Below are 22,514 nucleotides of genomic sequence, written 5' to 3' on the forward strand. Positions count from 1 at the left end.
ACCGGCTGACGCGCATCACGATGTGTGGGGATCCGCTACAGGAATCACCAACCCTTCGTCGAAACAAACATTGCACCGGAACATGTTCTCGTTGCCCCACGCAGCGAGGATCCTCAGCGCCGGGACCAGGGTCCTTCCTCTTTCTGAAATAGAATATTCGACGCAAACGGGCACCTCCGCTTTGACCGTCCTTACGACCAGCCCGTCGTCTTCCATTTCCCTCAGCTGTTTGGTGAGGATCCTTGGGGAGACTGCCTCAAGTTCCTTCAGGAGCTGATTGAAACGCAGAGGGCCCTTCATGTGAAGCTTGCACAGGATGGTGGCCTTCCACTTCCCTCCGATAACTGCCATAGCAGCGTCCACGGCGCAATCTATCCTCGGTCCGCGCGGTCTGTTTTCCATGATAACGGCTACGCGGTCAAGATATTTATTTATAACTAACAACCATTATATACTGTTACTATCATTTTGTTAGTGGTGATTAAATAACAATAGTCGCAGTAGTAGCAAGCCCCAGAAAAAAGGGGAACACGAGCACGATTGTGGAAGCAATGGTAGAAGGAGCAAAAGAGAACGGCAAAGAAGTGAAGACGTATAATCTCAACTCTCTTTCCAACGCAAAAGGCTGCCAGGCCTGCATGGGGTGCAAATCGTCCGGAGCATGCGTCATACATGACGACCACGCCGAGATATTGAAAGCTATGAGGGACGCCGAAGGAGTGATCCTGTCGACTCCCACCTACTTCGGAGAGGCTAACGGACAGTTCAGGCTCTTCCAGGACAGGTTCTACAGCTTCCTCGGACCTGATTTCGTACCCAACATCGGATCCGGAAAGAAACTTGCGGTCGTCGTAAGCTGCGGGGGAGGCGCCGACGGCGCCAAGGCGATGGCTGACAAGATAGAGGGGTCGATGGCGGGAATGTTCAAGTTCGTACCCGTTGGCAAGATAGTTCTCACCGGCGCGAATCCTCCGGACACCGCCTCAAAGAACGCCGCCATACTCGAAGAGGCCAAGGCCATCGGGAAGAAATTCTGATCCTAAAGTCTCGCCTTACGGCGAGACAGCCCTTTTTATTGTTGGCAGAAAGAAGAGTTTCCGAGGGCTTTCAGATTCTTTTACCCTACAGAGATCAAAACCCAGCTTCAGCCAAAGTGTATTCGGCGCGGGTGACAGCCTCTACTCTTTCCGCTGTTTTTTGAAGCCAAATCTGTCACGGTGGGTCTGAATAGCGCGTCCTCTCCGGCGCTTATCCTTGCGGACCGCACCGCCAGCAGCCAAATTCCTAATGTTTATCTATCTTTCGACCGATACCGCAATGATGACAACGGGGAACCGCGAAGATTACCTCATCAACATACTCAGGCTCACGGAGGGGGAGAATGCCACGAAGACCACGGAGCTGGCAGCTTTCATGAGCGTTTCCCCCGCAAGCGTGACCGAGATGTTGAAGGTCCTCGCGAACGAAGGTCTTGTAGAGTATGAGAGATACCACGGCGTTCGGCTCACCGAGGAAGGATTATCGTACGCCAGGCTCGTCAGGAAGAAACACCACGTCATTGAGAATTTTCTTATAAACGTCCTGAACGTCGACCGCGCCACCGCGCACAAAGAAGCGTGCAGGATGGAGCATGCTCTGTCTGACGAGTCAGCCATCAAAATGTGCCAGATGATGGGGACGAGCGTAGACATCGATTGTCAGATCTGCTCCGCCCCCTGCAAAGCGGCGTCTTCCGAAGGGATCAATATCACAACGTCGCTGTCCGATCTGAGTCCGGGAGGGCACGGCGTCATCTCTCATCTGAAAAATAGCGATTCGGGAGTCATAAAGAAACTTATCATGATGGGGTTCGTGCCGGGGCGCGAACTCACCTTGGATGCTATCTCCCCCGGAGACAGCACGACCATAGTCAATGTGGGGAACTCAGTGGTAGCGCTGAACAGGGACCTTGCGTCCTCTGTCTTCATAGACACAAACGGATGATCAGCGGTGCGCGAACACAGCCTTTATCATATCTCTGTTCACATTTTCAAGTCTGACGAAGCCTATGCGCTCGAACTGTACTGTGCCGCCTTTTTCTTTTAAGACGGAGTCCTCCGTAAGACCTGTCATTATACTGCCGTCGGGCATGAGCAGCTCCGTCCTGATGCTGTCCCTTCCTGCCCACTGAACGGCCTTCACGCCTTTCTTCAGCACAGCTAGGTCGTTGCCCGCATATTTTGCAGGGGTGCCGTACTCGAGGTTGCAGAGGTCTTTCAGCCTTATCTGCCCTTTATCGGCGAATATCTTTGAATCCTCCGAAGATATGAAAACTGTCCTGCTTCCGTCAATATGATACTCGCGGCATCCCCTCTCCGGATGATCGGGGTGGAGGGGCGCCTTTCCCTCGATCGCATCGACGCCTTCTATGTCATATCTTACCGGATCTGCGGTGAAGAAGTACCTGTTGGAAACATCATCTATGATGTCGCGGTTCATCCCGTACAGATTATCCCAGGAAAACTGTATGTCAACGGATTTGATCCCGCTCTCGACCCAATATCTCCTTATCGCTTCCGGCCTTATCCCTCTCCTTCTTATCGCCCTCACGGTCCCGGTCCTGACGTCATCCCACCCGCCGTACTCTCCGGACCTTATGCTCTCTTTGATCAATGACGTTTTGAGGACCGTGTCGGGAATGTTCACCAGCCCGTAGTGATAGTATTCGGGTTTCTTCCACCCGAAATAGCCAAAGATATATTCCTGTCTCATGGTGTTGTTGAGATGGTCCTTCCCGCGGACCACATGCGTTATGCCCATAAGATGATCATCTATCGCGACGGACAGGTTCATCATCGGATATGCGCGGTATTTGTCGCCTGTCCTCGGATGCGGGTGATCGACCACCCTGAGGGCGACGAAGTCCCTTACCGCAGGGTTCGGGTGGGCGATGTCTGTCTTAACAACCGCGACCGCTTCTCCCTCCCCGTACTCTCCGCCAAGGAGCTTGTCGTATCTTTCCAGCTGTATATTGACGGGAAGGCTGCGGCAGGGGCATTCTTTCTGCTCTTCCTTCATTTTTCTCCAGTCGTCCCCGTCGCATGTGCAGACATACGCCTCGCCCATCTCCATTAATTTCCTCGTATGATCATAGTATATGCCGAATCTGTCCGATTGGGTCATGCTCTCGTGTACTTTGACGCCCAACCAATCGAGGTCTTCGGGTATCATGTCGTATGCGTCCGCATCGATCTTCTCGGGGTTCGTATCCTCATATCTGGCTATCAGCCTGCCGCCGTATCTTTTCACATACTCATCATTCAGTATGGAAACGCGTGTGTGCCCTATGTGCAGAGGCCCTGACGGCCCGGGGGCGATCCTCATAACGACCTTGCCTTCGACGGCATTTTTCAACTCTGGTAGCAGATAGACCCTCTCTTTCTTCTCTTTGGAAAGCAGCGAGGGGTCGATCCCTTCAAGCGCTTTGACCTGTTCATCGGGAGACATCTTGTTGACGTCGGACACTATCGTTTCTATCAGAGGGGTGATCTCTCCCACTCTGTTCCTGTATTGGGGATTCTCGCCGAGTATTTTTCCTACGACTGCTTTTGGGTTTGCGGTGCCTTTGAAGAACACGGCATTCTGCAGTGCATATTTTTTTATGATCGCCTCGGTGTGGTCGTCCGACATGATTGCACATTCTGCTTCACATATTTATGCTGTTCACTGAGTTTTGATCCGGGCTTTTATTCCTATAAAAAACGATTTTTATTTTTTGTGGTTTTTTGCATAATCCTTTTAACATAATCATTAAAGGTTGTCTGCGAGATACGGTACCGTGGATACAATGGATGCCTACAAAGAAATCTCCTTTGAAGACCTGCGGAACATAGTTGCGCCTATAGCCATAGAGCACGGCATCATCCGCGTATATCTGTTCGGATCCAGAGCCAGAGGAGATAATGGCAAAGACAGTGATTTTGATTTCTGCATCGTAGTTCCAGAGACATACGACCTTTTTGACATAGGGGGGTTTTTATATGATCTGAAAGAGGCCCTCGGGACCAAGGTCGATATTGTATGCGAAGATAACGCAATGAAAAGGCCATCCTTAATGGAGGAGATACTGCATGACAGAAAGATCGTTTTTGAAGCGTGACATAGAAAACCTGCGCATTATTCTCAAATATTGTGATGACATAGAGCATTTTATTGAACTTTACGGCTCAGAAGAAGCAGAGTTCTGTGACAATCTCTCGCTTCAATACGGTTGCGTTTTCTCCCTGGAGCAGATCGGTGAACACGTAAAACGACTCTCTTATGAGACTAAAAATAAATATCCTGATATTGACTGGAAGAATGCGGCAGGCATGCGAGATTTCATCGCACATAACTACTCCAACATTGATATCTCTCGGGTGCGGCTCACTGTATTAAACAAGATCCCATCTTTGAGAGACGTGTGTCGGTCCATTCTGAGCGGCCTATCTTAAAGGATTGCTTTCGGGCTAATAATATATGTGTGAATAGCCTACGGTGGAACATGTCACTCAGGGACTTTCTGGGAGAAAATGTCTGTTCTGTGAAAGAGAATACAGATCCCGATTCAACAAAGATAACTGAGATCCTGCTCAAGGATCAGGATAAAACGGTGCTCTTTGAAAACGTGAACGGAAAGCCGGCGGCAGGGAACATTTTCTCGACGAGGAAAAAGGTTGCCGACGCCATGAATATCTCTCCGGATAAGATTGTCGAGCACATTCTTTCTGCTATCGATTCTCCCTGTGATGTCAGAGAAGTAAAAAGCCCTGAATTCATGGTCAAATCAGTTGAGGTAGATCTGACCTCGCTCCCCATCCCTAAATATTATCCAGAGGACGGCGGCCGCTACATCACGGCCGGAGTTATAGTAGCGGAATACAAAGGAAAAAAGAACATATCTTTCCACAGGATGATGGTCATGGACAAGAACAGGCTTGCCGTGAGACTTGTTCCCAGACATCTGTTCACATTATATAACGAAGCCAAAAAGGACGGGAAGGAGCTCGGTATCTCCATCTGCATAGGGCTACCGGCAGAGGTCCTGCTCGCAGCCGCTTTGTCGATAGATTACGGCGCGGATGAGCTGAAGGTCGCATCTTCCATGTTCAAAAAAGGCCACGGCAGACCACTTGATGTCGGAAGATGCAATAACGGGCTGCTTGTCCCCTCTTCCTCAGATTATGTCTTTGAAGGAAGGATCACTCTCGAAACAACCCCAGAAGGCCCGTTCGTCGATATCACCGGCACTTATGACGTCATCAGGGAGCAGCCGGTGATCAAGATCGACAAAATATGGTCTTGCAGAGACCCCATATTCCATCTTCTCCTTCCCGGAGGAAACGATCATTTCCTGCTGATGGGACTTCCCCGCGAACCGATGATATTGAAGACCGTAAGGCAGGCAGTTCCGAGGGTCAAAGGTGTCAGACTGACCGAAGGAGGATGCTGCTGGCTCAACGGTGTGGTATCGATCACAAAGAACAAAGAAGGCGACGGCGTGAACGCGATACTTGCGGCGTTCACAGGCCACCCGTCTATGAAGCAGGTCATAGTGGTGGATGACGATATCGACATATTCGATGATAGGGAGGTGGAATGGGCGGTCGCCACAAGGATGCAGGGCGACAGGATCGTGACGATACCCGGCGCAGCGGGATCATCCCTTGACCCAAGTATAGAAGTGACAACTTACAAAGTAGGCTACGACGCCACGATACCTCTGGGGAAGGACAGGAAATACTTTGAAAAGGCCAGGATCGGCCGGAAATAAATCAGGTCCACCAGTCCGTTTTCCTGTCTATCGTATCATTCCTGTCCGGACCGATGCTTATAAGGTCGGCCGGGGTCTTCAGGTGCTTCTCGATGAATGCTATGTAAGCTTTCATCTCATCCGGAAGGGCGTCGTATCCTCCTCTGACGACGGACGCCGTGTCGCTCCAGTCTTTCCATCCTTTCATTGTCCTGTATACGGGCTTAGCCCTTTCAAGCTTCGATATCGACGCTGGAAAATATTTTGTTTCTTTTCCGTCGATCTCATACGCCACGCATATTTTCAGATCCTCATAGTCATTGAGAACATCCAATTTGGTTATCGCAAATGAAGTAAACCCGCACATCCTCGACGCATGCTCGGCGACCACGAGGTCCAGCCATCCGCATCTCCTCCCTCTCCCGGTAGTCACTCCGAACTCTCCGCCTTTTTTCTGCAAAGCGTCTGCCTCTTTTCCGAACATTTCGGAGACGAACGGCCCCGCTCCGACGCGCGTTGTGTACGCCTTCAAACAACCCACTACCTTCTCGATACGGTTCGGTGCTACCCCTGCTCCGGCGCATATCCCGCCGCCGCAGGTAGATGACGACGTCACATACGGATAAGTTCCGTGGTCTATATCCAGCATTGCTCCCTGCGCGCCTTCGAAAAGGACCTTCTTCCCGTTGTCCAGAGCCTCGTTGATAAGGACGGATGTATCGCAGATGTATCTGCCGATCCTCTCTTTCCATCCTTTCATCTTACCGCAAAGCATATCGCAGTCACATCCGCAGGGTTCCGCCTCAAACATTGCCATGAGGTCTTTCTTCAGAGGCAGATTGAAATCGATCTTTTCTTTCAACAGGTCATCTTCCAAAAGATCTCCGGCGCGTATGCCTATCCTCGCGGCCTTATCCTGATAAGCGGGACCTATGCCTTTCTTGGTCGTTCCGACGACGTTGCTGCCCCGGTACTTCTCTTCGGCGCCGTCCAGTTTTTTGTGGTAGTTCATGATCAGGTGGGCTCTGTCCGATATCTTTAATCCTTCCAGAGAACCTCCGGCCTTTACGACCTGGTCCATCTCTTCAAGAAGATCTTCCACATTCACCACCGTTCCGTTCCCTATGATCGCAAGGTTGCCTTCCCTCACCACGCCGGACGGCAGGCCGTGCAGTTTGAACACCTTGTCCCCGACCTTTATAGTATGCCCGGCGTTGTTCCCCCCTTGGAAACGCACGATGAGGTCGGCGGTCTCATCGAGATAATCAGTTATTTTCCCCTTACCCTCATCGCCCCACTGGGCTCCAATGATCGCGAGACTCGGCAAAATCGCACCTGTTGCTCTCCAACCTCTTTTGCGCTATAAAGATTGTTATCCCTTGTCAAACCGCCCATCGGGCCTTATTTTCAATACCTGCCGCGATCACTATTGGGGGTTTCCCAGATCATGGGGCGGAATCAAGTTTGGACCCGTAGATGAACTCATACCCTGATCCGGCCTTCGACGTTTTTTCTTGAAACTCTTGTGTTGTGATATAGGAATCGGCTAGCCATTTACTTAGCCGGTATCCTTTTTTTAAATTATTTGCATCATTCATGCGACCATGCCGGAGATGCGGGAAAACTGACCTTGCGGTTCAGTTCACCGCCCCGGCGGTCACCAGCCGCTCGACGATCTCTGTGAATCCTCCTCCGGAAGCATAGTGCAAAGCGCTGTGTTCCTGATTATCGACCGCGTTTATGTCCGCTCCTTTATCGATGAGCAGCGCGGAGAAATCATTCTGCCCCCGCATAGCGGCTACGATGAGCGGAGATTCGCCCGCCTCGTTCTGGAAGTTAATGTCCGCTCCTTTATCGATTAGAGCCTGCCCCAGGAATTTATTGCCGCCCGCCGCCGCATAGTGCAGCGGGGTGTTGCCGTTCAGCAGGCGAAGGTTCGCATCCGCGCCGGCATCGAGCAGCAGGCGCGCGACATGCAGATTCCCGCGCATCGCCGCTACGACAAGGGGAGATTCGCCGTCGTTGTTGATAGCGTTCAGATCCGCTCCCGCCTTTATCAGCGCGGACACCACCTCGCTCTGGCCGTTGTGTGTTGCCTGATGGAGGGGTGTGTTGCCCGAAGAATCCTTGCTGTCCCCCATGCTGCTGAGCAGAGGGATTATATCCCGCAGGCCGTGGGCGGTGGCATAGTCCAGCGCCGTATGCCCTTCGTTGTCTTTAACGGATATGTCCGCACCCAGAGAGATCAGGTATTTGGCCGCCTCGGTGCGGTTCTCCTGGAGAGTGTATATCAGCGGTGATTTGCCGTATTTGTCTGTGAAGTTGACGTCCGCTCCAGAATCGATAAGAAGTTTCATGATCTCCTTGTTGCCGCTCTTGGATACAGCGTGTAGCGGAGCGATGCTTTCGTTGTTGGCAAGACTGACGTCCGCGCCGTTGTCTATCAGTATCTTCACTATGTCGCGCGCGCCTTTCATGCAGGCATAGAACAGTGCGGTGCATCCTGCCTGGTCGCGTTTATTGTAATTGATCCCGCCTTTTTTTACAAAGGCTTCCACTATACCTTTCTGCCCGTTCTTGCAGGCGTTCAAGAATATGTCATCCATGTCCTATACCTCACATCTTGCTCAGAAGAAGTTTTACCAGCGGCTCATTGTTCCGTTCGACTGCGATATCGAGCGCTGTCTTTTTAGAGTTGTTTATCGCTTTTGCGTCTGCGCCGAACTCCAGAAGCATCTCGCTGAGCACCTTGGCGCCGTGTTTGTCATCATTGCGGACGGCGTGGTGCAGGGCCGTGTCGCCGTTCCTGTCGGCGGCGGCCACATCCGCGCCCTGTTCAAGAAAGACCATTTGTATGTTCTCCATTGTATCGAAATCGCCGGCACAGGCGTGCATCAGGGCGGTCTCGCCGGAGAGGTTGGGGATATTTATGTCCGCGCCGTATCTCATGATCTCATTCAGCATGTCCTTCTTCACGCTGCTCCGGTTATGGTAGCTTCCGCGGTCGGCCGCGCACCAGCGGACAAGCAGAGTGTTTCCTTTATCGTCGACCAGCATGTTGATGTCCATTCCCGTCGATATCATGCTTTTAATGATCCTGGGGATGAGCTTTTCCTCGAATACGGCCGAGTTGACCGTGGCTTTGCTGCCCATATATGCCGCGGCTGTCATACCGCGGCCGTCTTTGAAGGACGGGTCCGCACCGCATGATAGCAGTGCGTCGACAGCGTTTACTTTCAGGAATGAACAGGCGACCGCGAGGGGGGTGCGTCCTCCCAGCTTGTATTCCTCTTCATCCTTCAGACCGTTGAGGTCCGCGCCCGTCAGTGCGATGGCTTTGATCGCTTCGGCGTCCCCTTTCTCGGCCGCCTGATGGAGGGTCATTCCGCCTGCCGTTATGGCGGAACCGTCGTCATCGTCGCTCAGAGTGCCTGACAGATATGCGGCGATCTTCTTGGCGCCGTTCTCCACGGCCAGCTCCAGCATTTTTTCATCGATCTCCACACCGCCTGTGACGAAGGCCTTGACCACGCGGAAATAATCCTCAAGATGCTGGACCGCGGCCTCGAGTTTAAGCTTCGCTTTCTCCGGTGTGTTCGGCATCCATTTGTTGATGTCCTCGGCGATCTCCTCGTCGGTCTTGTTCTGCTCCTTCATGCGGCTGACTCTTTTATCATATTCCCTTTGAGCATTCTCCAGGTCCCTTTCCTTGTATCCGACGTCAAGTATAGCGCTCTTGACGCCAGCGCCGCTTCCGCAGGCGATGTGTATGCCCGTGAGACCTTCTTTGTCCCCCATGTTCAGTTTGACCCCGCGTTCCGCCATCACCTCTACGAATTCGGCCGTCCCATTCTCGGCGGCGTAGTGGTAGCACAGCATGCCTCTGTTCTCATCCTTGCGCAGGGCGCTGACTTTGCTGTCCAGCAGGAATGCCGTCGCCTCCGCGACCGTTCCAGCCTGTTTTGGGATGTGTCTGCTTTCGTTACACATGGCCAGATGGTGCAGGAGCGTGTGTGCGTATTTGTCCGTTGCCGCCGGCGACACTCCGGCCTCGAACAGTAACTTCAGGGCTTCGGTGTGGGCAAAGTCGGCGGCGAGGAAGGCCAGTTCATTCAGCAGGTTCTCGTCCTTGTTCTCTGCGATCGCTTTTCTGTATCCCTCAAGTGCCGCCTCGCGGCCCTCTCTCTCATATTTTCTCTTGACCTCTGCGTACATACCGGCACTTTCCTGACGTCTTTATTCCGATGTTCAAAGATTGCTGATGGGGTACTTATCCAGGAACGCCCTCTTTTCGGTCAGCAACTCCAGTGCGCATATGAACGGCTCCTGATGGACACCAAGAGCGATAGCGCGGCCAAGGAGCACTGATACAACATACTCATCCCATGTCTTGAACAGCGGTTTGATCTGCGCCGCCGCCCTTTTCATGTATTCCCACGCCTCGTCCTCTTTGATATAGCCTACGTGCGTGCATATGCGGGCGAGGAGACCGACGCGGTCCAGGTCCCATGCGCGGATCGTCTTGCACCCTGTGACCATGCTTTCCGGCAGCTCCAGGATATCCACCACTCCCTCTGCGGCAGCTTCGTAGCATTCCAAGGACTCCTCGTCCATGGAGGTCTTGCGTTTCAGGGCCCTGTAGGCGTCGATCCCGTTCTGCTGCAGTAACTCGAACTCCGGCTGATATCTAGCGGAGTGTCCATCCCCGAGAAGCCATTCGATCTTTTCCATGGCGCCGTTGCGGTTCTTGATGCCCCACCATTCTTTTAGGCTATATGCATAGGATTCCTTGTCGTCATCGGTCATCGCCAGCGTTTCGCAGGGCTCGACGTTGGTCATTATCAGGACCGCCCCTATCGGCAGGTATTTCGCTTTCTCCGGAGGAGGAGTATGTTCCGCAATGAACTCCTCCAGTTCCTCATCGTCCATGTAGCCGCCTTCTTCTTCGAAGGCTTCCGCCAGTGCCTCTGCGGCGTTCGACGTGAGCGCCTCCATGTCGCTGGAGGAGTACAACTCTGCCATCAGCCTCTGTGTTTCCTCCTGCATTTTGGCCAGGTTCTCCGGAGTTGGATTCTGCATGTATTCCGTCTGCAACTGCATCATGCGCGCTTGAATCTCCGCCGCCGTCTGGATCGGGTCCTTACTGTTGTTTGCCATTTTCATACCCTCTTATTCTATCATTGAAGCTTCTTTTTGTATTCCTCGAATGCGGGGCCGATCAGCCCTGACGAAAGCCGTTTTGCCTGTTCAGCCATCCCCTTTTGAAGATAGGCGTCTATGGTTGCCAGCAGGACCGCCTGCTCGGCGGCTTCGGGGAAATGGTCGAAGAAATCCGCATCCATGGGGGTGAGGTATATTTTTTCCTTGATCTGCTCTTCCGTAAGCCGGATGTACGTTTCGCTGCTCTCGTTCATATTACGTTTAGCGGCCGACCTGCCTTTGAGCAGGTTCAGCGTCTGCTCGAAACAAGATATCGCAGCGGAGACGTCCCCGGACAGAAAATGACACAGCCCCAGAGCAAAACGTGCTTCGGGCGCTTTTTCCGCGCCGGGCTCCGACAGGATCAGGAACGCCTGAGCGCTCCGGCCCTGCCGCAGACATTTGATCGCAAAGGATATCCCGTCCTCGCCGCGCTTCCCGGCGGGTGCCGTTTGTGGGTTTGTATTGAAGCTCACTACGATATATAGACTACGGCCGTATTAAAAACCCACGGCGCATTTCAGAACGTTCTTTCTGTGCTGTCAAAAACAAATATATGCTTTTCCTATCTTTTCCCCAAAAGTGCGTATGCATTTGTGCTTCCGCCTGAAAGAGCTTTGAAGAACAGAGTGGCTGATAAAGATGAACTGGGATGACGCGATATGAAAGACATCTGCTTATTCGATCTGGACGGAACCCTGACGGACTCCGGGGCCGGCATAACACGATCGGTCAGCTATGCGCTGGAACACTTCGGGATCGGGGTGACGGACTTCGACGAGTTGAAAAAATTCATAGGTCCGCCGCTTCGCGATTCTTTCCGCGAGTACTGCAACCTTTCGGAGAAGGATACCGAGGCCGCTGTCAACAAATACCGCGAATATTATTCCAAAAAAGGCATCTTCGAGAACACTATTTATGAAGGCGTGGTCGAGGCGTTGGATATATTGAAGGGCGCCCGCATGACCATGGCGATCGTCACATCGAAACCGACCGTTTACGCCGAAAGGGTCGCCAGGCATTTCAAGATCGAAGGATATTTCGTCCTCATCGCGGGGAGCGAACTTGACGGCACACGCGTCCGTAAATCAGAGCTCATAGAATATGCCCTCGATATCATTGATCCTGAACGAAAGGGATCATCCGTCATGATAGGCGATCGCGAACATGACATAATCGGTGCAAGAGAAGCGGGGATCGACAGCATCGGCGTCACGTGGGGCTATGGTTCGCGCCGCGAGCTCAAAGAAGCGCAGGCAACGGCGGTAGTCGATTCGCCGAGCGAATTATGCGATACGATCCTGTCGGAATGAATTCTGAATTAAAGCAGCGGCGGGGAACGTGCTTCATTCTTCACCTGTCTCGATTCCCAAGATACTTTTCTCACAAACTGTTATCAGGGCCGTCGGGGCTGGTCGTTTTGTAAATGGATATCACTTCTTTTGTGCTCAGTTCCGTTTTGAAAGAAGTGGGACTCATGTGCGAAGGGGCCGCTTTTCCGGCCCGGTTCAAAGCTTCCATGAGGACTTCCATTCTCGGCGGGGACATCTTCGTGAAGGAAGACAGCTCGCTCACGTCATAAAGGAAGGGTTCATCGTCAAGCTCGTTCCTCCAAAGGTTCAGCATCTTCACGCATCGTCTTTCTTTCTCCAGATCACGGACCTCCATTCTTGAGAGAAGCGGCTTATCGTGCAGCGGGCCGAGCCAAAAGGGTCCCTTGTTGTGCTTTGAGTCCCTGTTTTCGGAGACAGACCTCTCAAGCGTATCGGGATCGTAATGCATGAATCCTATCTGTCCGAGGGAACGGTCGGTGGCAGCCGCGCCCTCTTCGACCTGAACATATGTCCTGAAGTAATGATCCGCATAGAAAGAAAGAAGGGGCTTCATACCTCTGTCGAATTTGGCCAATTCCTTTGCCAGGGAGCACATGAGGATGCGAAGCCCGCCTTCATGGCACATATATCCTCTTATGGGCTCTGATTGATATCTTCTTCTGCATTTACCTACCTGTGCTCCCGCCAGCGGCGCCGTGTCCGTAGCCGTTATGGCGATTATTCCTTTTTTTCTGCATCCTTTTATGGCTGGCTGAATGAAATGCACCGGGGATCCGAACGGATCGATGTCCACATAATCAAAAGAGGATTCCGAGAAAAGCACATGCAGGTCCCTGTTCGATGCAGTGCAGTTGGAAAGCGAGTTCAGCGCGATATTATGTTCTATGTAAGGGATGGCCTTCGGGTCTGCGTCGTTGGCTGTCACAAAAGTGTTCTCGACCTCGTTCGCGATCCTGACCCCGCGGGAGCCAGTTGCACTCATCGCGTCGGCGACCGAAATGGCGTTCCTCTGCAAAGCCCTCAGAAGCATTATGGTTATGTCCCTTCCGAACGCCATTTGTTCGTTGAAGAAAACGTCGGCGGTCCTTGTTCCGGGCCCGCGGAGCGAATGGATCTCCGGAACAAGCAGTCTTGTCCCGCCCTCTTTTATCTCAACACCCGGCGGCATCAGACATTTTCACCGTTCATAAGGCGCAGGATCTTGTACGGAAGGATGTTCCTGTTGGTTGGGGTCACTTCGAGGACCCTCACGTCATCCCTTCTCCTTATGTCCTGCAGAAGCGGATTCCTTGATTTTTTGTGAAGGGTCAGTATCATCGGCTTGTCGACATCCAGAGCTTCCTTCACCGCGTCTATGAACGCCTGGCTCTCTACCTCTACTTTGCCCACTTCGTCTATCACAATGATATCGCATTTTTCGCAGGCGGTCTTGATGGCGGCTATCCCCACCTGCTCGAACTTAGCCAGATCCACTCCGATCTTGCCTATCATTATCTTGCTTTCTATATCGGCGCTGGCAAAGACCTGTGTTTCCCCTGTCAGGATGTTCCTTACCGAGAACCCGATCTTCCGCTTTCCGTCGGTGAGGGGTTCGTCGATCATACCGCCTATGATCAGGTCATAATCCTTCAGCATCTCTATCACCCTGATAAGGGCGTATGTCTTCCCAGAACCGGGAAGGCCCGTGATGCCTATTTTGATGTCACTGATCATTCCAAAACCCCATGCCAGAATATCCTGTATGGGTTAAGGACTATAAATAATACAGGACCTTACCGCTGGGTTCAAAGCTCTGATATTGCTCGAACATATGAACTCAGACCCTATTATGTTCGAAGACTGTTCCTTTCCTCGAGAGGGACAATCCTTCGGCACGGCAGCCATACGGCGCCATGCTCTGAGACTTCGCTATGTGCGCTTTAGACGGCCTGGCATATAGGTTCGCCCGATTACCGATGGGTTTTCCTCATTGGCTGCTCCCCGTCAACTCCTCATAAACAAAACATTCCGCGACGTGGTCGTTGACCATGCCTACGGCCTGCATGAATGAATAGATGACGGTCGAGCCGACGAATCTGAAACCCATTTTTTTAAGATCTTTGCTTATATTGTCGGAGAGCGGAGTGGTCGGAGGCATGTCCCAGATACTTTTCCAGTGACCTGTGACGGGTTCGTTGCCGACATATTCCCAGATCAATTTATCGAAGCTTCCGTATTTTTCTTTGACTTCCAGAATGGCCTTGGCATTGTTCACGGTTGAATCTATCTTCTGGCGGTTTCTTATTATTCCCTTATTCGCCATGAGTTCCTGAATTTTTTATCGTCATAAAGGGCCACTTTCTTCGGGTCGAATCCGTCGAAAGCTTCCCTGAACGCTTCTCTTTTTCTGAGCACGGTCCTCCACGAAAGCCCTGCCTGCATACATTCCGGGGTCAGCATCTCGAACAGTTTGACATCATCATGCACCGGACGCCCCCATTCGCTGTCATGATAATCCTCATATTCCGGGGCGCTTCCCGCCCAGACGCATCTGATCCTTTCGCTCATATGTCTCTCCTATGATCATGTTAAGTATCCGCCCCGTTCCATATTATTTCTTCCTTCCGCGAGGCCTCCGGCCGTTGCCGAAACGATCCGGACCCTCCTTGTATATGAAAAATACCTAAGATAATACATAAGATAATACCTATGGTCTGTGGCAGAATCTGTTCTGACCCAAACAGCAGGAGTACGATGGAAAAATATCATATGTATGAAAAGTATACAAGATCATACATAAGATAATACATAAGATATTTAAATAAAAACGATTTCCATAATTGATAGACAACAGGGAGCGCCGCAATGGGAAAGGATCCTCCGTTCACCCTTACTAATGAGATGATGCGTCTGGTCAAAGATATAGCGGCAGCGTTAGGCGGCATCCGCGGCGCAGAGGATCTGGAGAAACTCCCCAGACTGCGCAAGACCGGCCGCATACGGTCGATCCATTCATCGCTTGCGATAGAGAACAACTCACTGACGATAGAACAGGTATCAGATATCATCGATGGAAGACGGGTGATCGGGCCTCCGAAGGAGATACTTGAGGTCAAGAACGCATTTGCAGCCTACAAAGAACTGGAGAATATCGATCCTTTCGATATCAAAGACCTGTTACGAACGCATAAGGTAATGATGAACGGTCTTGTCGAAGAAAGCGGCAGGTTTCGCTCTGTCGATGTGGGTGTGTTCGCGGGCGACGGGAGTGTCGTTCATGCAGCTCCCGGACACAGCATGGTGCCCGGTCTTATGAACGACCTCTTCGAGTGGCTTAATACATCGGATGCGGATGAGCTAATAAAGTCAAGCGTCTTTCACTATGAATTCGAATTCATCCATCCCTTCCGCGACGGCAACGGAAGGATGGGGAGGCTGTGGCAGACGGCCATTTTAGTGAACTGGATGCCGGTGTTCGCATGGATACCGGTCGAGAGCATCATCCGCGAGCGACAGTCTGATTATTACGACGCGATAGCGAGTTCTACAAGAGCGGGCAGTTCAAATGATTTCATAGTATACATGCTGAAAGCTATACTGGACGCCGTGAACGCCGTCGCCTCCGATGCGGAGAGACATATCAGCCGCATCAGTACAAGGGTGCGCAATCTCCTGAAAGCGCTGGGAAATGATTCTGCGAGCGCGGCGGAGCTGATGGAACGCCTGGATCTGAAATCGCGCAAAGCATTGTACGACAACTATCTGAAACCGGCGATCGAGGCGGGGCTTGTATCCATGACCGAACCGGACAAGCCGACAAGCAGAAACCAAATGTATTTCAGGAAATGAACTAAGACGCATACCCGGCCGTCGGCTTCAGCCGGAGTCGGAGATGTACATGAGGGGGTACTTCAGCATAGGGTCATATCTCATCTCCGCTTTTACCCTAACGTCATCGATCTTTATCACCAAAACAACATCAAGCATCTCCCCGGACAGCGAATGATAGGAGTACTCATCCTTCTTCGGACCAAAGATGCTCCTGTCTATCCTGACCTTTATGCTCTCGACGTACGGTTGGACCAGTACTCCTTTCTCTATGGCGTCTTCCAGCGCCTCGACGCTGTCCTGGTCCAAAGGCACGCCGGCGAACTGGTGGTAGATCGTTCCCATCTTGATGCCCGCTTCGAACAAGGCCCGCTCTTTGGTGGAACACTTGAACTTCTTTGCCGCAAGTTCTTCTCGGTTTTCCGTCATTTCGTCTTCGTAATGTACACAAGATTTAAAGGATGTGCGGATTACCTCTGAGCATGGTCTCTGCGGAAGAGAGGATACGGCAATTGAAAAAAGAGAAGAACGCGGTCATTCTCGCCCACAATTACACTTCAAAGGAAGTACAGGACCTAGCCGATTTTGTGGGAGATTCCCTTGGACTCTCCATTGAGGCATCTAGAACGTCCGCCGACATCATCGTATTCTGCGGCGTGACCTTCATGGGGGAGACCGCGAAGATACTCAGTCCCGAAAAGACCGTCCTCGTGCCAGAGCCGGACGCTCACTGCGCCATGGCGGCCATGTGTACCGGAGAACAGTTGAAAAAATACAGAAAAGCGCACCCCGGCTGCGTCATCATAGGGTATGTGAACAGCACCGCAGAGTCAAAAAAAGAGATGGATATCTGCTGCACTTCGTCCAACGTCGTCAAGGTGACAGAGTCCCTCAGAGGGAAGGATGTGCTTCTGGTGCCGGATGCGAACCTCGGGGCCTACGCGGCTGCCGAGACGGGTATCCCGGTCGCGACCTGGAACGGGTTCTGCCCGATACACCACGGCATCACCTCTTCCCGGTTGTTGGAACTCAAAAACGAACATCCGAACGCTTTCGTCATGGCCCACCCGGAATGCAGGGGGGAAGTGCTGGCACTCGCGGACCATGTGGGATCCACTGAATCGATGATCAAAGTATCAAAGTCCTCGGAAAAGAAGGAATTCATCGTCCTGACGGAGATAGGGATGAGATACCGCCTTGAGAAGGAGAACCCGGAAAAGACGTTCCACTTCTACGAACATGCGGTATGCACCACTATGAAGATGATAACGCCTGAGTCTGTTCTGAATTCGCTGGAAAAAGGCACTGGAGAGGTCATCCTCAGCAAGGATATCATCGAAGGCGCAAGGAACGCGGTCATGAAGATGATCGAACTGGTCTGACGGCGCCCCCGGCCGCCTCGATGACTGGCGGTCTGCTTCTGCACGGGGCCGCTGAAATCGGAAGGGAGATGTCAGTCAGTTAATTATATAATCCCTCCAGACGATTGTTCAGCGGTGAAAAGGAGGTTTCATCAAATGACTTGTGAAAATGAAACAATATTGCGTATGCCCCTTATAGGGGACAAATGTCCGGAGTTCGAAGCGGTCACTACCCAGGGCAACATTAAATTCCCCCAGGACTTCAAAGGTAAATGGGTCGTTTTCTTCTCCCATCCTGCGGACTTCACTCCCGTCTGTACCACCGAATTCATGACTTTTGCTTACAGAGCAAAAGAGCTTTCAGACATCAACACCGAACTCGTAGGGCTTTCCGTGGACTCCATAACAGCACACATCGCGTGGCTGAGAAGGATCAAAGAACTGGAATGGAAAGGAATGAAAAAAGTCGATGTGCAGTTCCATCTGATCGAAGACATTTCCATGAAAGTGGCGAACAAGTTCGGGATGATCATGCCCGGGCAGTCCAACACGCAGGCTGTCAGAGCGGTCTTCATAATAGACCCGAACGGAGTTATCAGGCTGATCCTCTACTACCCGCTGAGCACGGGAAGGAACTTCGACGAGATCAAAAGAGTCGTGACCGCCCTTCAGAAAGCGGATAAGGACAAGTGCGCCACCCCGGCGGACTGGAAACCCGGAGATGACACCATCGTACCTCCGCCCAAATCCTTGGGTCTGGCGAAAGAGAGGGCCGAAATGAAGGGAGGCGACCAGTACTGCCTCGATTGGTTCTTGTGCTTCAACAAAGAATCCTGAACAAACCTGCCGCCTTACGGCGGCTTTACTTTTTCTTCTGAATTTTCCTTTCTGTTGCATTAAAGCGGTAAATCTTTAATCTCCCTGATACGTAGGGTTAGACCAGGCATTGCTATGAAGGTAGTGATCATCGGGGCCGGTAACGTCGGTTTCACTTCTGCGGAGGCGCTTTCCAAAGTCCATGACGTTTTGATAGTGGAAAAGGACGCTTCAAAGGCTGAGAATGCAAAAGCGCTGCTGAGCGCATCCGTGCTTCACGAGGACGGAAGCAACCCAAAGGTAATAGAGGCCGCGATAAAAAGGATCGACGCCGACATAATCCTATCGGCGATACCGGACGACGCCCACAACCTCTTCATCTGTCTGATGGCCAAACGCATAAAACCCACCATAAAGGCGGTGGCGTGTCTCAGGGACCCGGATTTTATGATCAAGACATCTAAGGAAGGGGTCGACCTTCTGATCTCGCCAGAACTCATAACAGCTGAAAAAATAGAGAAGCTGGCGGTCCTTGAGAACGCCATCGCTTATGATCATATATCCAGCATGGATATTGACCTTGCGACCTTCAGGATAGGGGACGGCCACAACCTTGTCGGAAAGGTCGTTCTGGAAATCGAAATGCCGGCGGACTGCAACGTAATGGCCGTATACCGCGGAGACAGCGTCATACTCAACAACGAGACCGCCGAGATACATGCGGGGGACAGGATAAGGGTGCTCGGTTCCCCTGAATCCATCGTCGCGTTCAATAAATTGATCGGGATCGAAAAAGAGGCGAAGGAATTCGTGATCCTGGGCGCAAGCACCGTCGGGATGGAGGCGGCAAGGAGACTCGCCCAGGGGAATAAAAGAAGGATCGTCAAGATAATCGAGAACGATGAGACGCTTAGCAGAAATGCCGCAAGAGAGCTGGAGGACATAGCGGTCGTGAGCGGGGACTTCATAGATCCGTCCGTCCTGAGGTCCGAGAATGTTCAAAGAGCGGATGTCGTGATAGCGGCGTCCTCGATAGATGAGCGCAACCTGCTCGCGTGCATAGCGGGCCTGAGATTGGGCATCAGGAAGATAATATCGAAGTATTCCGACCGGGAATATGAAAAGATATTCCTGTACGCGGGGATCGAATCTATAATCGGGTATCACCGCGTGATATACAACGAGATCACTAAGAACCTGATATTCGACGAGAATGCGATCCTGGCTGTCGAGAGGGACAGCGAGTTCTTCTTCAGCGTGACGATCGGCGAACGGTCCGCTCTTATCGAGAGCCGCCTCGGAGACATCAACATGCCGGACGGAACAAGGATCGCGGCCATCAGGAGAGGGGATGTTATGATCTACCCCCGGATGAACACAGTGTTCAGAGAAGGGGACAAAGTGCTTCTCTTCACTCACATGGCCAACCCGGCTGACCTGTCCAGACTGTTCGGGCACAACACGCCGCTGGAGTTATGAGACATGTTCCAGACGCTGCGCGTCCGCATAAATAACATGGCCAGATGGGAAAGCAGCTCCGTCAAGATGCTCGGCGGCGTCGAGGTCGCGCTTGGCGTCACCCTGCTCATACCTCTGATCATAGCTTTGCTGTACGGAGAGGATGCGGCAATATTCGTTTACCCGATCCCGATACTTCTGGTGTTCGGCGTGTTTCAATACACATTCTTCAAAAGCGGGGACGCGCTGAGGCCGGCCAGCGGCATGATGATGATGTCCGTCGCGTGGGCGATAGCCTTCCTTGTGAGCTCCGTACCGTTCTATCTCTACGGCTTCTCTTTCATCGATTCTCTTTTCGAAGGCGTCAGCGGGTTCACGACCACAGGCGCCTCCGTCATGGCGGATGCCGACCTCCCGCACAGTATACTCTTCTGGAGATCGTTCACGCAATGGGCGGGGGGCCTGGCGGTGGTCCTGATATTCCTGTTCCTGATACCGATGATGGGCATAGGGGGCAAGGCTTTCGTGAACAGCGAGTTCGCCGGCTCTGATACGTACAACTTCTCCATGAGGATAAAGAGCGCGGCCAGGAATTTTGTTTCGATATATGTCCTCCTTTCGATCGTAGAGATCGTACTGCTTATGGTCAGCGGAGCGGAACACTTTGAAGCGGTCACGATGACATTCTCCACCATATCTACAGGAGGCTTCATGTCTGCGGGGCAAAGCATGGCCGATTATTCCTTCGCAGCACAGGTGATCGTGCTGGCTTTCATGTTCCTGGGCGGAACGAATTTCTACCTGCACTACCGCGCCCTGAACAAGAGGGAATTCTCCGCATACAGAAAGAGCCAGGAGTTCATTTGGACCGTTGTGTGGTTCCTCACCGCGACGGTGATAATATTAGCGATGGTCCTGATAGCGGCGGAAGACTTATTCGCGGTGAACGTCGGAGCCGCCGCCTGGGAAACTCTTTTCACTGTGGTGTCGATGGGAACAACGACCGGGTACGCTGTCGCCGACCCCTCGGTCTGGCCTCTTGCCGCTTATGTTGTGATGTGGATGGTAATGCTTTTCGGATCGATGTCCGGCTCGACATCCGGCGGGATCAAGATCTACAGGCTGCTGATACTCAGGTCGTACATCGCGAACGGTGTGTACAAGATGTTCCACCCCCGTTCTGTCAGGGATGTCAGGATGGACGGCCATTCCGTGGGCGGGGATACGGTGGTGTCGGCTATGGTCGTCATAATGATGTTCATCCTGGCGGTCATAACCTCGATGATATTCCTGCTGGTATCCGAACCCGGGATAAGCATATCCGAATCGATAGGGCTGTCCATCTCGGCGATAAGCAACACAGGCATAAACACTGGCGACATCGCGCTGCAGGAACTGAACGGCGCGTCGAAGATATTCCTCTCATTCATGATGTGGGTCGGACGCCTGGAGGTCGTTATGGCCCTGCTGCTGTTCACAAGAACGCTCTGGAGGGACCTGCTGTCCGACATGAGGGCCGGCCTGCATAATATGAAGGGCAAAAAGAACTGATCAGTCCGAAGTCCTGCACATATCGAGTATTCTGACGACAGCGGGATTGCCCGGCTCTTTCTCATTGATCGCGCCTGCGACGATCTTTGCTTCCTGTACCTTCCCCTTCTCTATCAGACAGTAAGCGAATATCTCCATCGCCATCGTGTTGTCCGGATCGTCCTTGACGGCCTTGGACGCGAATGCGGCGGCGCTTGCCGTCCGTCCCATTATCCACATGAAATAGGACGCGAGAGCATTGGCATCCGGGGATGACTTGTCCTTCTTCAGGTTATCTTTGACGAGCCTCTCCGCCTCTTTGGACCTCCCCGCCGCCATCAGCGCCGCGCAGCAGCACTTCTGTACGTTCAGATCGTAGGGCGCTTCCGCTAGAAGGTCTTTTGCCAATCCCACGGCGAGGTCGTGCTCTTTGTTTGCGGATACCGCTCCGATCATCACGACCGAATCGTCTAATGTCGGGTCTGTCAGTTTCCCATAGAGCGCCGAGGATTCCGAATATCTCTGCATTTCATAAAGTGCGCGCATCCTTTCTCTGATAACTTCGGCGTTTTCTTCGATGCCGGAAAGTATCTTCTCCGCCTCTGCGGGGAATCCTATTCCAAGGAGGCCTTTTGCGGCCTCCAATCCATCCCTTTCCTTCACCTTGTCGGGGATGATCGCCGCGATATTCCTCGCGCCCTTTTCGTCCTCTATGACCTTCAGAAGCGACGAACATGTCAGCAGTGTGAAGGGGTCATCCGAGAAACAGTTCGCCAGCTCCATGACCTGCTCAGACACCAGACGTGCGTTCCCTGCCCTTATGTTGGATTGTATCTCCTTCAATACCTTATCTTTGTCCATCTGCGCTTATATCTTCTTAATAAAGATAAAGATTGAGGCTTGGCAGCCATTTCCATTCCAGGCGACCGTGGGATGATCTAAGCGGGGGCGAGGGGAAGAAAGCGCCGTCTTTCCGCTTATACTCACTTTCGGAAAAATCGGAGACCCCTTGTAAAGACGTATATAATCGTGCAGGAGTTTGCTTCTTTGCCGTTGGATGGGAAGCCCGGTTCGGTGTCTTCCGCATAGACGGCGAACCGGGACCATCTGGCAGGAGGTGATAACGTAACCAACAGCCCGAGCGGCCCTATAGTCCGCATTAAGATCGGAGGTGTGATCATTACGATCCGCACCTGATCCTAGTGCTGGACGGCTGATCCACGTTACGGATCCGTCTCC

At 52.3% G+C, this 22,514-nt stretch carries 24 protein-coding genes; 11 read left to right on the top strand and 13 right to left on the bottom strand.

Annotation, left to right across the window (positions count from 1 at the left end):
• Nucleotides 1-15: 15 nt before the first annotated feature.
• Nucleotides 16-402 (bottom strand): helix-turn-helix transcriptional regulator, encoded by a 387-nt coding sequence (locus FWG96_07335; GenBank protein ID MCL2033059.1) that lies wholly within the window; start codon nucleotides 400-402, stop codon nucleotides 16-18.
• Nucleotides 403-551: 149 nt separating this feature from the next.
• On the opposite strand from FWG96_07335, the gene FWG96_07340 reads away from it, so the two are divergent.
• Together FWG96_07340 and FWG96_07345 are read left to right on the top strand one after the other, a co-directional pair.
• Complete coding sequence (locus tag FWG96_07340) at nucleotides 552-1,037, top strand: flavodoxin family protein (GenBank protein MCL2033060.1); 486 nt, start codon at nucleotides 552-554, stop codon at nucleotides 1,035-1,037.
• A 280-nt stretch (nucleotides 1,038-1,317) separates the two neighbouring features.
• Complete coding sequence (locus FWG96_07345) at nucleotides 1,318-1,983, top strand: metal-dependent transcriptional regulator (GenBank protein ID MCL2033061.1); 666 nt, start codon at nucleotides 1,318-1,320, stop codon at nucleotides 1,981-1,983.
• Here FWG96_07345 and FWG96_07350 read toward each other — a convergent pair whose 3' ends face one another.
• Nucleotides 1,984-3,669, bottom strand: a complete 1,686-nt coding sequence (locus FWG96_07350; protein ID MCL2033062.1) for a glutamate--tRNA ligase — start codon at nucleotides 3,667-3,669, stop codon at nucleotides 1,984-1,986.
• 157 nt (nucleotides 3,670-3,826) lie between these two features.
• Between FWG96_07350 and FWG96_07355 the strand changes: the two genes are divergently transcribed.
• From FWG96_07355 to FWG96_07365, 3 genes are read left to right on the top strand one after another with little or no spacing between them, the layout of a single operon-like run.
• Entirely contained in the window at nucleotides 3,827-4,138 is a 312-nt protein-coding gene (locus FWG96_07355) for a nucleotidyltransferase domain-containing protein (protein ID MCL2033063.1), read from the top strand.
• On the top strand, nucleotides 4,110-4,472 hold the full coding sequence (locus FWG96_07360) for a DUF86 domain-containing protein (protein MCL2033064.1): 363 nt from the start codon (nucleotides 4,110-4,112) through the stop codon (nucleotides 4,470-4,472). Before FWG96_07355 ends, FWG96_07360 begins: the two co-directional genes overlap by 29 nt.
• 50 nt (nucleotides 4,473-4,522) lie before the next feature.
• Entirely contained in the window at nucleotides 4,523-5,791 is a 1,269-nt protein-coding gene (locus tag FWG96_07365) for a UbiD family decarboxylase (GenBank protein MCL2033065.1), read from the top strand.
• 1 nt (nucleotide 5,792) lies between these two features.
• Here the strand turns inward: FWG96_07365 and FWG96_07370 are convergent, their stop codons facing one another.
• From FWG96_07370 to FWG96_07390, 5 genes are all read right to left on the bottom strand, one after another.
• Nucleotides 5,793-7,097 (bottom strand): adenylosuccinate synthase, encoded by a 1,305-nt coding sequence (locus FWG96_07370; GenBank protein ID MCL2033066.1) that lies wholly within the window; start codon nucleotides 7,095-7,097, stop codon nucleotides 5,793-5,795.
• A gap of 310 nt (nucleotides 7,098-7,407) precedes the next feature.
• Nucleotides 7,408-8,376: an ankyrin repeat domain-containing protein gene (locus FWG96_07375; GenBank protein ID MCL2033067.1), complete on the bottom strand. Its 969-nt coding sequence runs from the start codon at nucleotides 8,374-8,376 to the stop codon at nucleotides 7,408-7,410.
• A gap of 10 nt (nucleotides 8,377-8,386) precedes the next feature.
• The gene (locus FWG96_07380; protein MCL2033068.1) at nucleotides 8,387-9,985 is read right to left on the bottom strand and encodes an ankyrin repeat domain-containing protein; all 1,599 of its coding nucleotides are present in this window, start codon (nucleotides 9,983-9,985) and stop codon (nucleotides 8,387-8,389) included.
• 33 nt (nucleotides 9,986-10,018) lie between these two features.
• Nucleotides 10,019-10,927, bottom strand: coding sequence for a DUF1266 domain-containing protein (locus FWG96_07385; protein ID MCL2033069.1), 909 nt, complete (start codon nucleotides 10,925-10,927; stop codon nucleotides 10,019-10,021).
• 20 nt (nucleotides 10,928-10,947) lie between these two features.
• Nucleotides 10,948-11,445, bottom strand: a complete 498-nt coding sequence (locus FWG96_07390; protein MCL2033070.1) for a hypothetical protein — start codon at nucleotides 11,443-11,445, stop codon at nucleotides 10,948-10,950.
• Between the two features lie 186 nt (nucleotides 11,446-11,631).
• Here FWG96_07390 and FWG96_07395 point away from each other — a divergent pair, with 186 nt between their 5' ends.
• Nucleotides 11,632-12,282: an HAD family hydrolase gene (locus FWG96_07395; GenBank protein ID MCL2033071.1), complete on the top strand. Its 651-nt coding sequence runs from the start codon at nucleotides 11,632-11,634 to the stop codon at nucleotides 12,280-12,282.
• Nucleotides 12,283-12,352: 70 nt separating this feature from the next.
• Here the strand turns inward: FWG96_07395 and FWG96_07400 are convergent, their stop codons facing one another.
• From FWG96_07400 to FWG96_07415, 4 genes are all read right to left on the bottom strand, one after another.
• Nucleotides 12,353-13,471 carry a tRNA (guanine(26)-N(2))-dimethyltransferase gene (locus FWG96_07400; GenBank protein ID MCL2033072.1) on the bottom strand — a complete coding sequence of 373 codons (1,119 nt, stop codon included), beginning with the start codon at nucleotides 13,469-13,471 and terminating at the stop codon, nucleotides 12,353-12,355.
• Entirely contained in the window at nucleotides 13,471-14,016 is a 546-nt protein-coding gene (locus FWG96_07405; GenBank protein ID MCL2033073.1) for an NTPase, read from the bottom strand. The genes FWG96_07400 and FWG96_07405 overlap by 1 nt, the downstream gene beginning before the upstream one ends.
• Before the next feature lie 253 nt (nucleotides 14,017-14,269).
• The gene (locus tag FWG96_07410) at nucleotides 14,270-14,605 is read right to left on the bottom strand and encodes a DNA-3-methyladenine glycosylase I (protein MCL2033074.1); all 336 of its coding nucleotides are present in this window, start codon (nucleotides 14,603-14,605) and stop codon (nucleotides 14,270-14,272) included.
• Nucleotides 14,587-14,850, bottom strand: coding sequence for a DNA-3-methyladenine glycosylase I (locus FWG96_07415; GenBank protein ID MCL2033075.1), 264 nt, complete (start codon nucleotides 14,848-14,850; stop codon nucleotides 14,587-14,589). The genes FWG96_07410 and FWG96_07415 overlap by 19 nt, the downstream gene beginning before the upstream one ends.
• A 297-nt stretch (nucleotides 14,851-15,147) precedes the next feature.
• On the opposite strand from FWG96_07415, the gene FWG96_07420 reads away from it, so the two are divergent.
• The gene (locus FWG96_07420; GenBank protein ID MCL2033076.1) at nucleotides 15,148-16,131 is read left to right on the top strand and encodes a Fic family protein; all 984 of its coding nucleotides are present in this window, start codon (nucleotides 15,148-15,150) and stop codon (nucleotides 16,129-16,131) included.
• Nucleotides 16,132-16,158: 27 nt separating this feature from the next.
• Here the strand turns inward: FWG96_07420 and FWG96_07425 are convergent, their stop codons facing one another.
• A complete protein-coding gene (locus FWG96_07425) occupies nucleotides 16,159-16,539 on the bottom strand; it encodes a dihydroneopterin aldolase family protein (GenBank protein ID MCL2033077.1) in 381 nt (126 codons plus the stop codon).
• Nucleotides 16,540-16,592: 53 nt separating this feature from the next.
• On the opposite strand from FWG96_07425, the gene nadA reads away from it, so the two are divergent.
• The 4 genes from nadA (at nucleotide 16,593) to FWG96_07445 (ending at nucleotide 21,296) form a co-directional block, all read left to right on the top strand.
• Complete coding sequence (gene nadA / locus FWG96_07430) at nucleotides 16,593-17,492, top strand: quinolinate synthase NadA (protein ID MCL2033078.1); 900 nt, start codon at nucleotides 16,593-16,595, stop codon at nucleotides 17,490-17,492.
• A 135-nt stretch (nucleotides 17,493-17,627) separates the two neighbouring features.
• On the top strand, nucleotides 17,628-18,308 hold the full coding sequence (locus FWG96_07435) for a peroxiredoxin (GenBank protein ID MCL2033079.1): 681 nt from the start codon (nucleotides 17,628-17,630) through the stop codon (nucleotides 18,306-18,308).
• A gap of 114 nt (nucleotides 18,309-18,422) precedes the next feature.
• A complete protein-coding gene (locus FWG96_07440; protein MCL2033080.1) occupies nucleotides 18,423-19,766 on the top strand; it encodes an NAD-binding protein in 1,344 nt (447 codons plus the stop codon).
• Nucleotides 19,767-19,802: 36 nt separating this feature from the next.
• The gene (locus FWG96_07445) at nucleotides 19,803-21,296 is read left to right on the top strand and encodes a TrkH family potassium uptake protein (protein ID MCL2033081.1); all 1,494 of its coding nucleotides are present in this window, start codon (nucleotides 19,803-19,805) and stop codon (nucleotides 21,294-21,296) included.
• On the opposite strand, the gene FWG96_07450 is transcribed toward FWG96_07445, so the two are convergent.
• Nucleotides 21,297-22,136 (bottom strand): tetratricopeptide repeat protein, encoded by an 840-nt coding sequence (locus FWG96_07450; protein ID MCL2033082.1) that lies wholly within the window; start codon nucleotides 22,134-22,136, stop codon nucleotides 21,297-21,299.
• Nucleotides 22,137-22,514 lie beyond the last annotated feature (378 nt).

Origin of the sequence: Candidatus Methanoplasma cognatum, from assembly GCA_009777615.1 — an archaeon.
GTDB lineage: Archaea > Thermoplasmatota > Thermoplasmata > Methanomassiliicoccales > Methanomethylophilaceae > Methanoplasma > Methanoplasma cognatum.

What these genes read in the sequence shown, in the direction of transcription:
- FWG96_07335 (MCL2033059.1), bottom strand. Translation starts at nt 402, where the DNA reads ATGGAAAACAGACCGCGCGGACCGAGGATAGATTGCGCCGTGGACGCT.
- FWG96_07340 (MCL2033060.1), top strand. Translation starts at nt 552, where the DNA reads ATGGTAGAAGGAGCAAAAGAGAACGGCAAAGAAGTGAAGACGTATAAT.
- FWG96_07345 (MCL2033061.1), top strand. Translation starts at nt 1,318, where the DNA reads ATGATGACAACGGGGAACCGCGAAGATTACCTCATCAACATACTCAGG.
- FWG96_07350 (MCL2033062.1), bottom strand. Translation starts at nt 3,669, where the DNA reads ATGTCGGACGACCACACCGAGGCGATCATAAAAAAATATGCACTGCAG.
- FWG96_07355 (MCL2033063.1), top strand. Translation starts at nt 3,827, where the DNA reads ATGGATGCCTACAAAGAAATCTCCTTTGAAGACCTGCGGAACATAGTT.
- FWG96_07360 (MCL2033064.1), top strand. Translation starts at nt 4,110, where the DNA reads ATGACAGAAAGATCGTTTTTGAAGCGTGACATAGAAAACCTGCGCATT.
- FWG96_07365 (MCL2033065.1), top strand. Translation starts at nt 4,523, where the DNA reads ATGTCACTCAGGGACTTTCTGGGAGAAAATGTCTGTTCTGTGAAAGAG.
- FWG96_07375 (MCL2033067.1), bottom strand. Translation starts at nt 8,376, where the DNA reads ATGGATGACATATTCTTGAACGCCTGCAAGAACGGGCAGAAAGGTATA.
- FWG96_07380 (MCL2033068.1), bottom strand. Translation starts at nt 9,985, where the DNA reads ATGTACGCAGAGGTCAAGAGAAAATATGAGAGAGAGGGCCGCGAGGCG.
- FWG96_07385 (MCL2033069.1), bottom strand. Translation starts at nt 10,927, where the DNA reads ATGGCAAACAACAGTAAGGACCCGATCCAGACGGCGGCGGAGATTCAA.
- FWG96_07395 (MCL2033071.1), top strand. Translation starts at nt 11,632, where the DNA reads ATGAAAGACATCTGCTTATTCGATCTGGACGGAACCCTGACGGACTCC.
- FWG96_07400 (MCL2033072.1), bottom strand. Translation starts at nt 13,471, where the DNA reads ATGCCGCCGGGTGTTGAGATAAAAGAGGGCGGGACAAGACTGCTTGTT.
- FWG96_07405 (MCL2033073.1), bottom strand. Translation starts at nt 14,016, where the DNA reads ATGATCAGTGACATCAAAATAGGCATCACGGGCCTTCCCGGTTCTGGG.
- FWG96_07410 (MCL2033074.1), bottom strand. Translation starts at nt 14,605, where the DNA reads ATGGCGAATAAGGGAATAATAAGAAACCGCCAGAAGATAGATTCAACC.
- FWG96_07415 (MCL2033075.1), bottom strand. Translation starts at nt 14,850, where the DNA reads ATGAGCGAAAGGATCAGATGCGTCTGGGCGGGAAGCGCCCCGGAATAT.
- FWG96_07420 (MCL2033076.1), top strand. Translation starts at nt 15,148, where the DNA reads ATGGGAAAGGATCCTCCGTTCACCCTTACTAATGAGATGATGCGTCTG.
- FWG96_07425 (MCL2033077.1), bottom strand. Translation starts at nt 16,539, where the DNA reads ATGACGGAAAACCGAGAAGAACTTGCGGCAAAGAAGTTCAAGTGTTCC.
- nadA (MCL2033078.1), top strand. Translation starts at nt 16,593, where the DNA reads ATGGTCTCTGCGGAAGAGAGGATACGGCAATTGAAAAAAGAGAAGAAC.
- FWG96_07435 (MCL2033079.1), top strand. Translation starts at nt 17,628, where the DNA reads ATGACTTGTGAAAATGAAACAATATTGCGTATGCCCCTTATAGGGGAC.
- FWG96_07440 (MCL2033080.1), top strand. Translation starts at nt 18,423, where the DNA reads ATGAAGGTAGTGATCATCGGGGCCGGTAACGTCGGTTTCACTTCTGCG.
- FWG96_07445 (MCL2033081.1), top strand. Translation starts at nt 19,803, where the DNA reads ATGGCCAGATGGGAAAGCAGCTCCGTCAAGATGCTCGGCGGCGTCGAG.
- FWG96_07450 (MCL2033082.1), bottom strand. Translation starts at nt 22,136, where the DNA reads ATGGACAAAGATAAGGTATTGAAGGAGATACAATCCAACATAAGGGCA.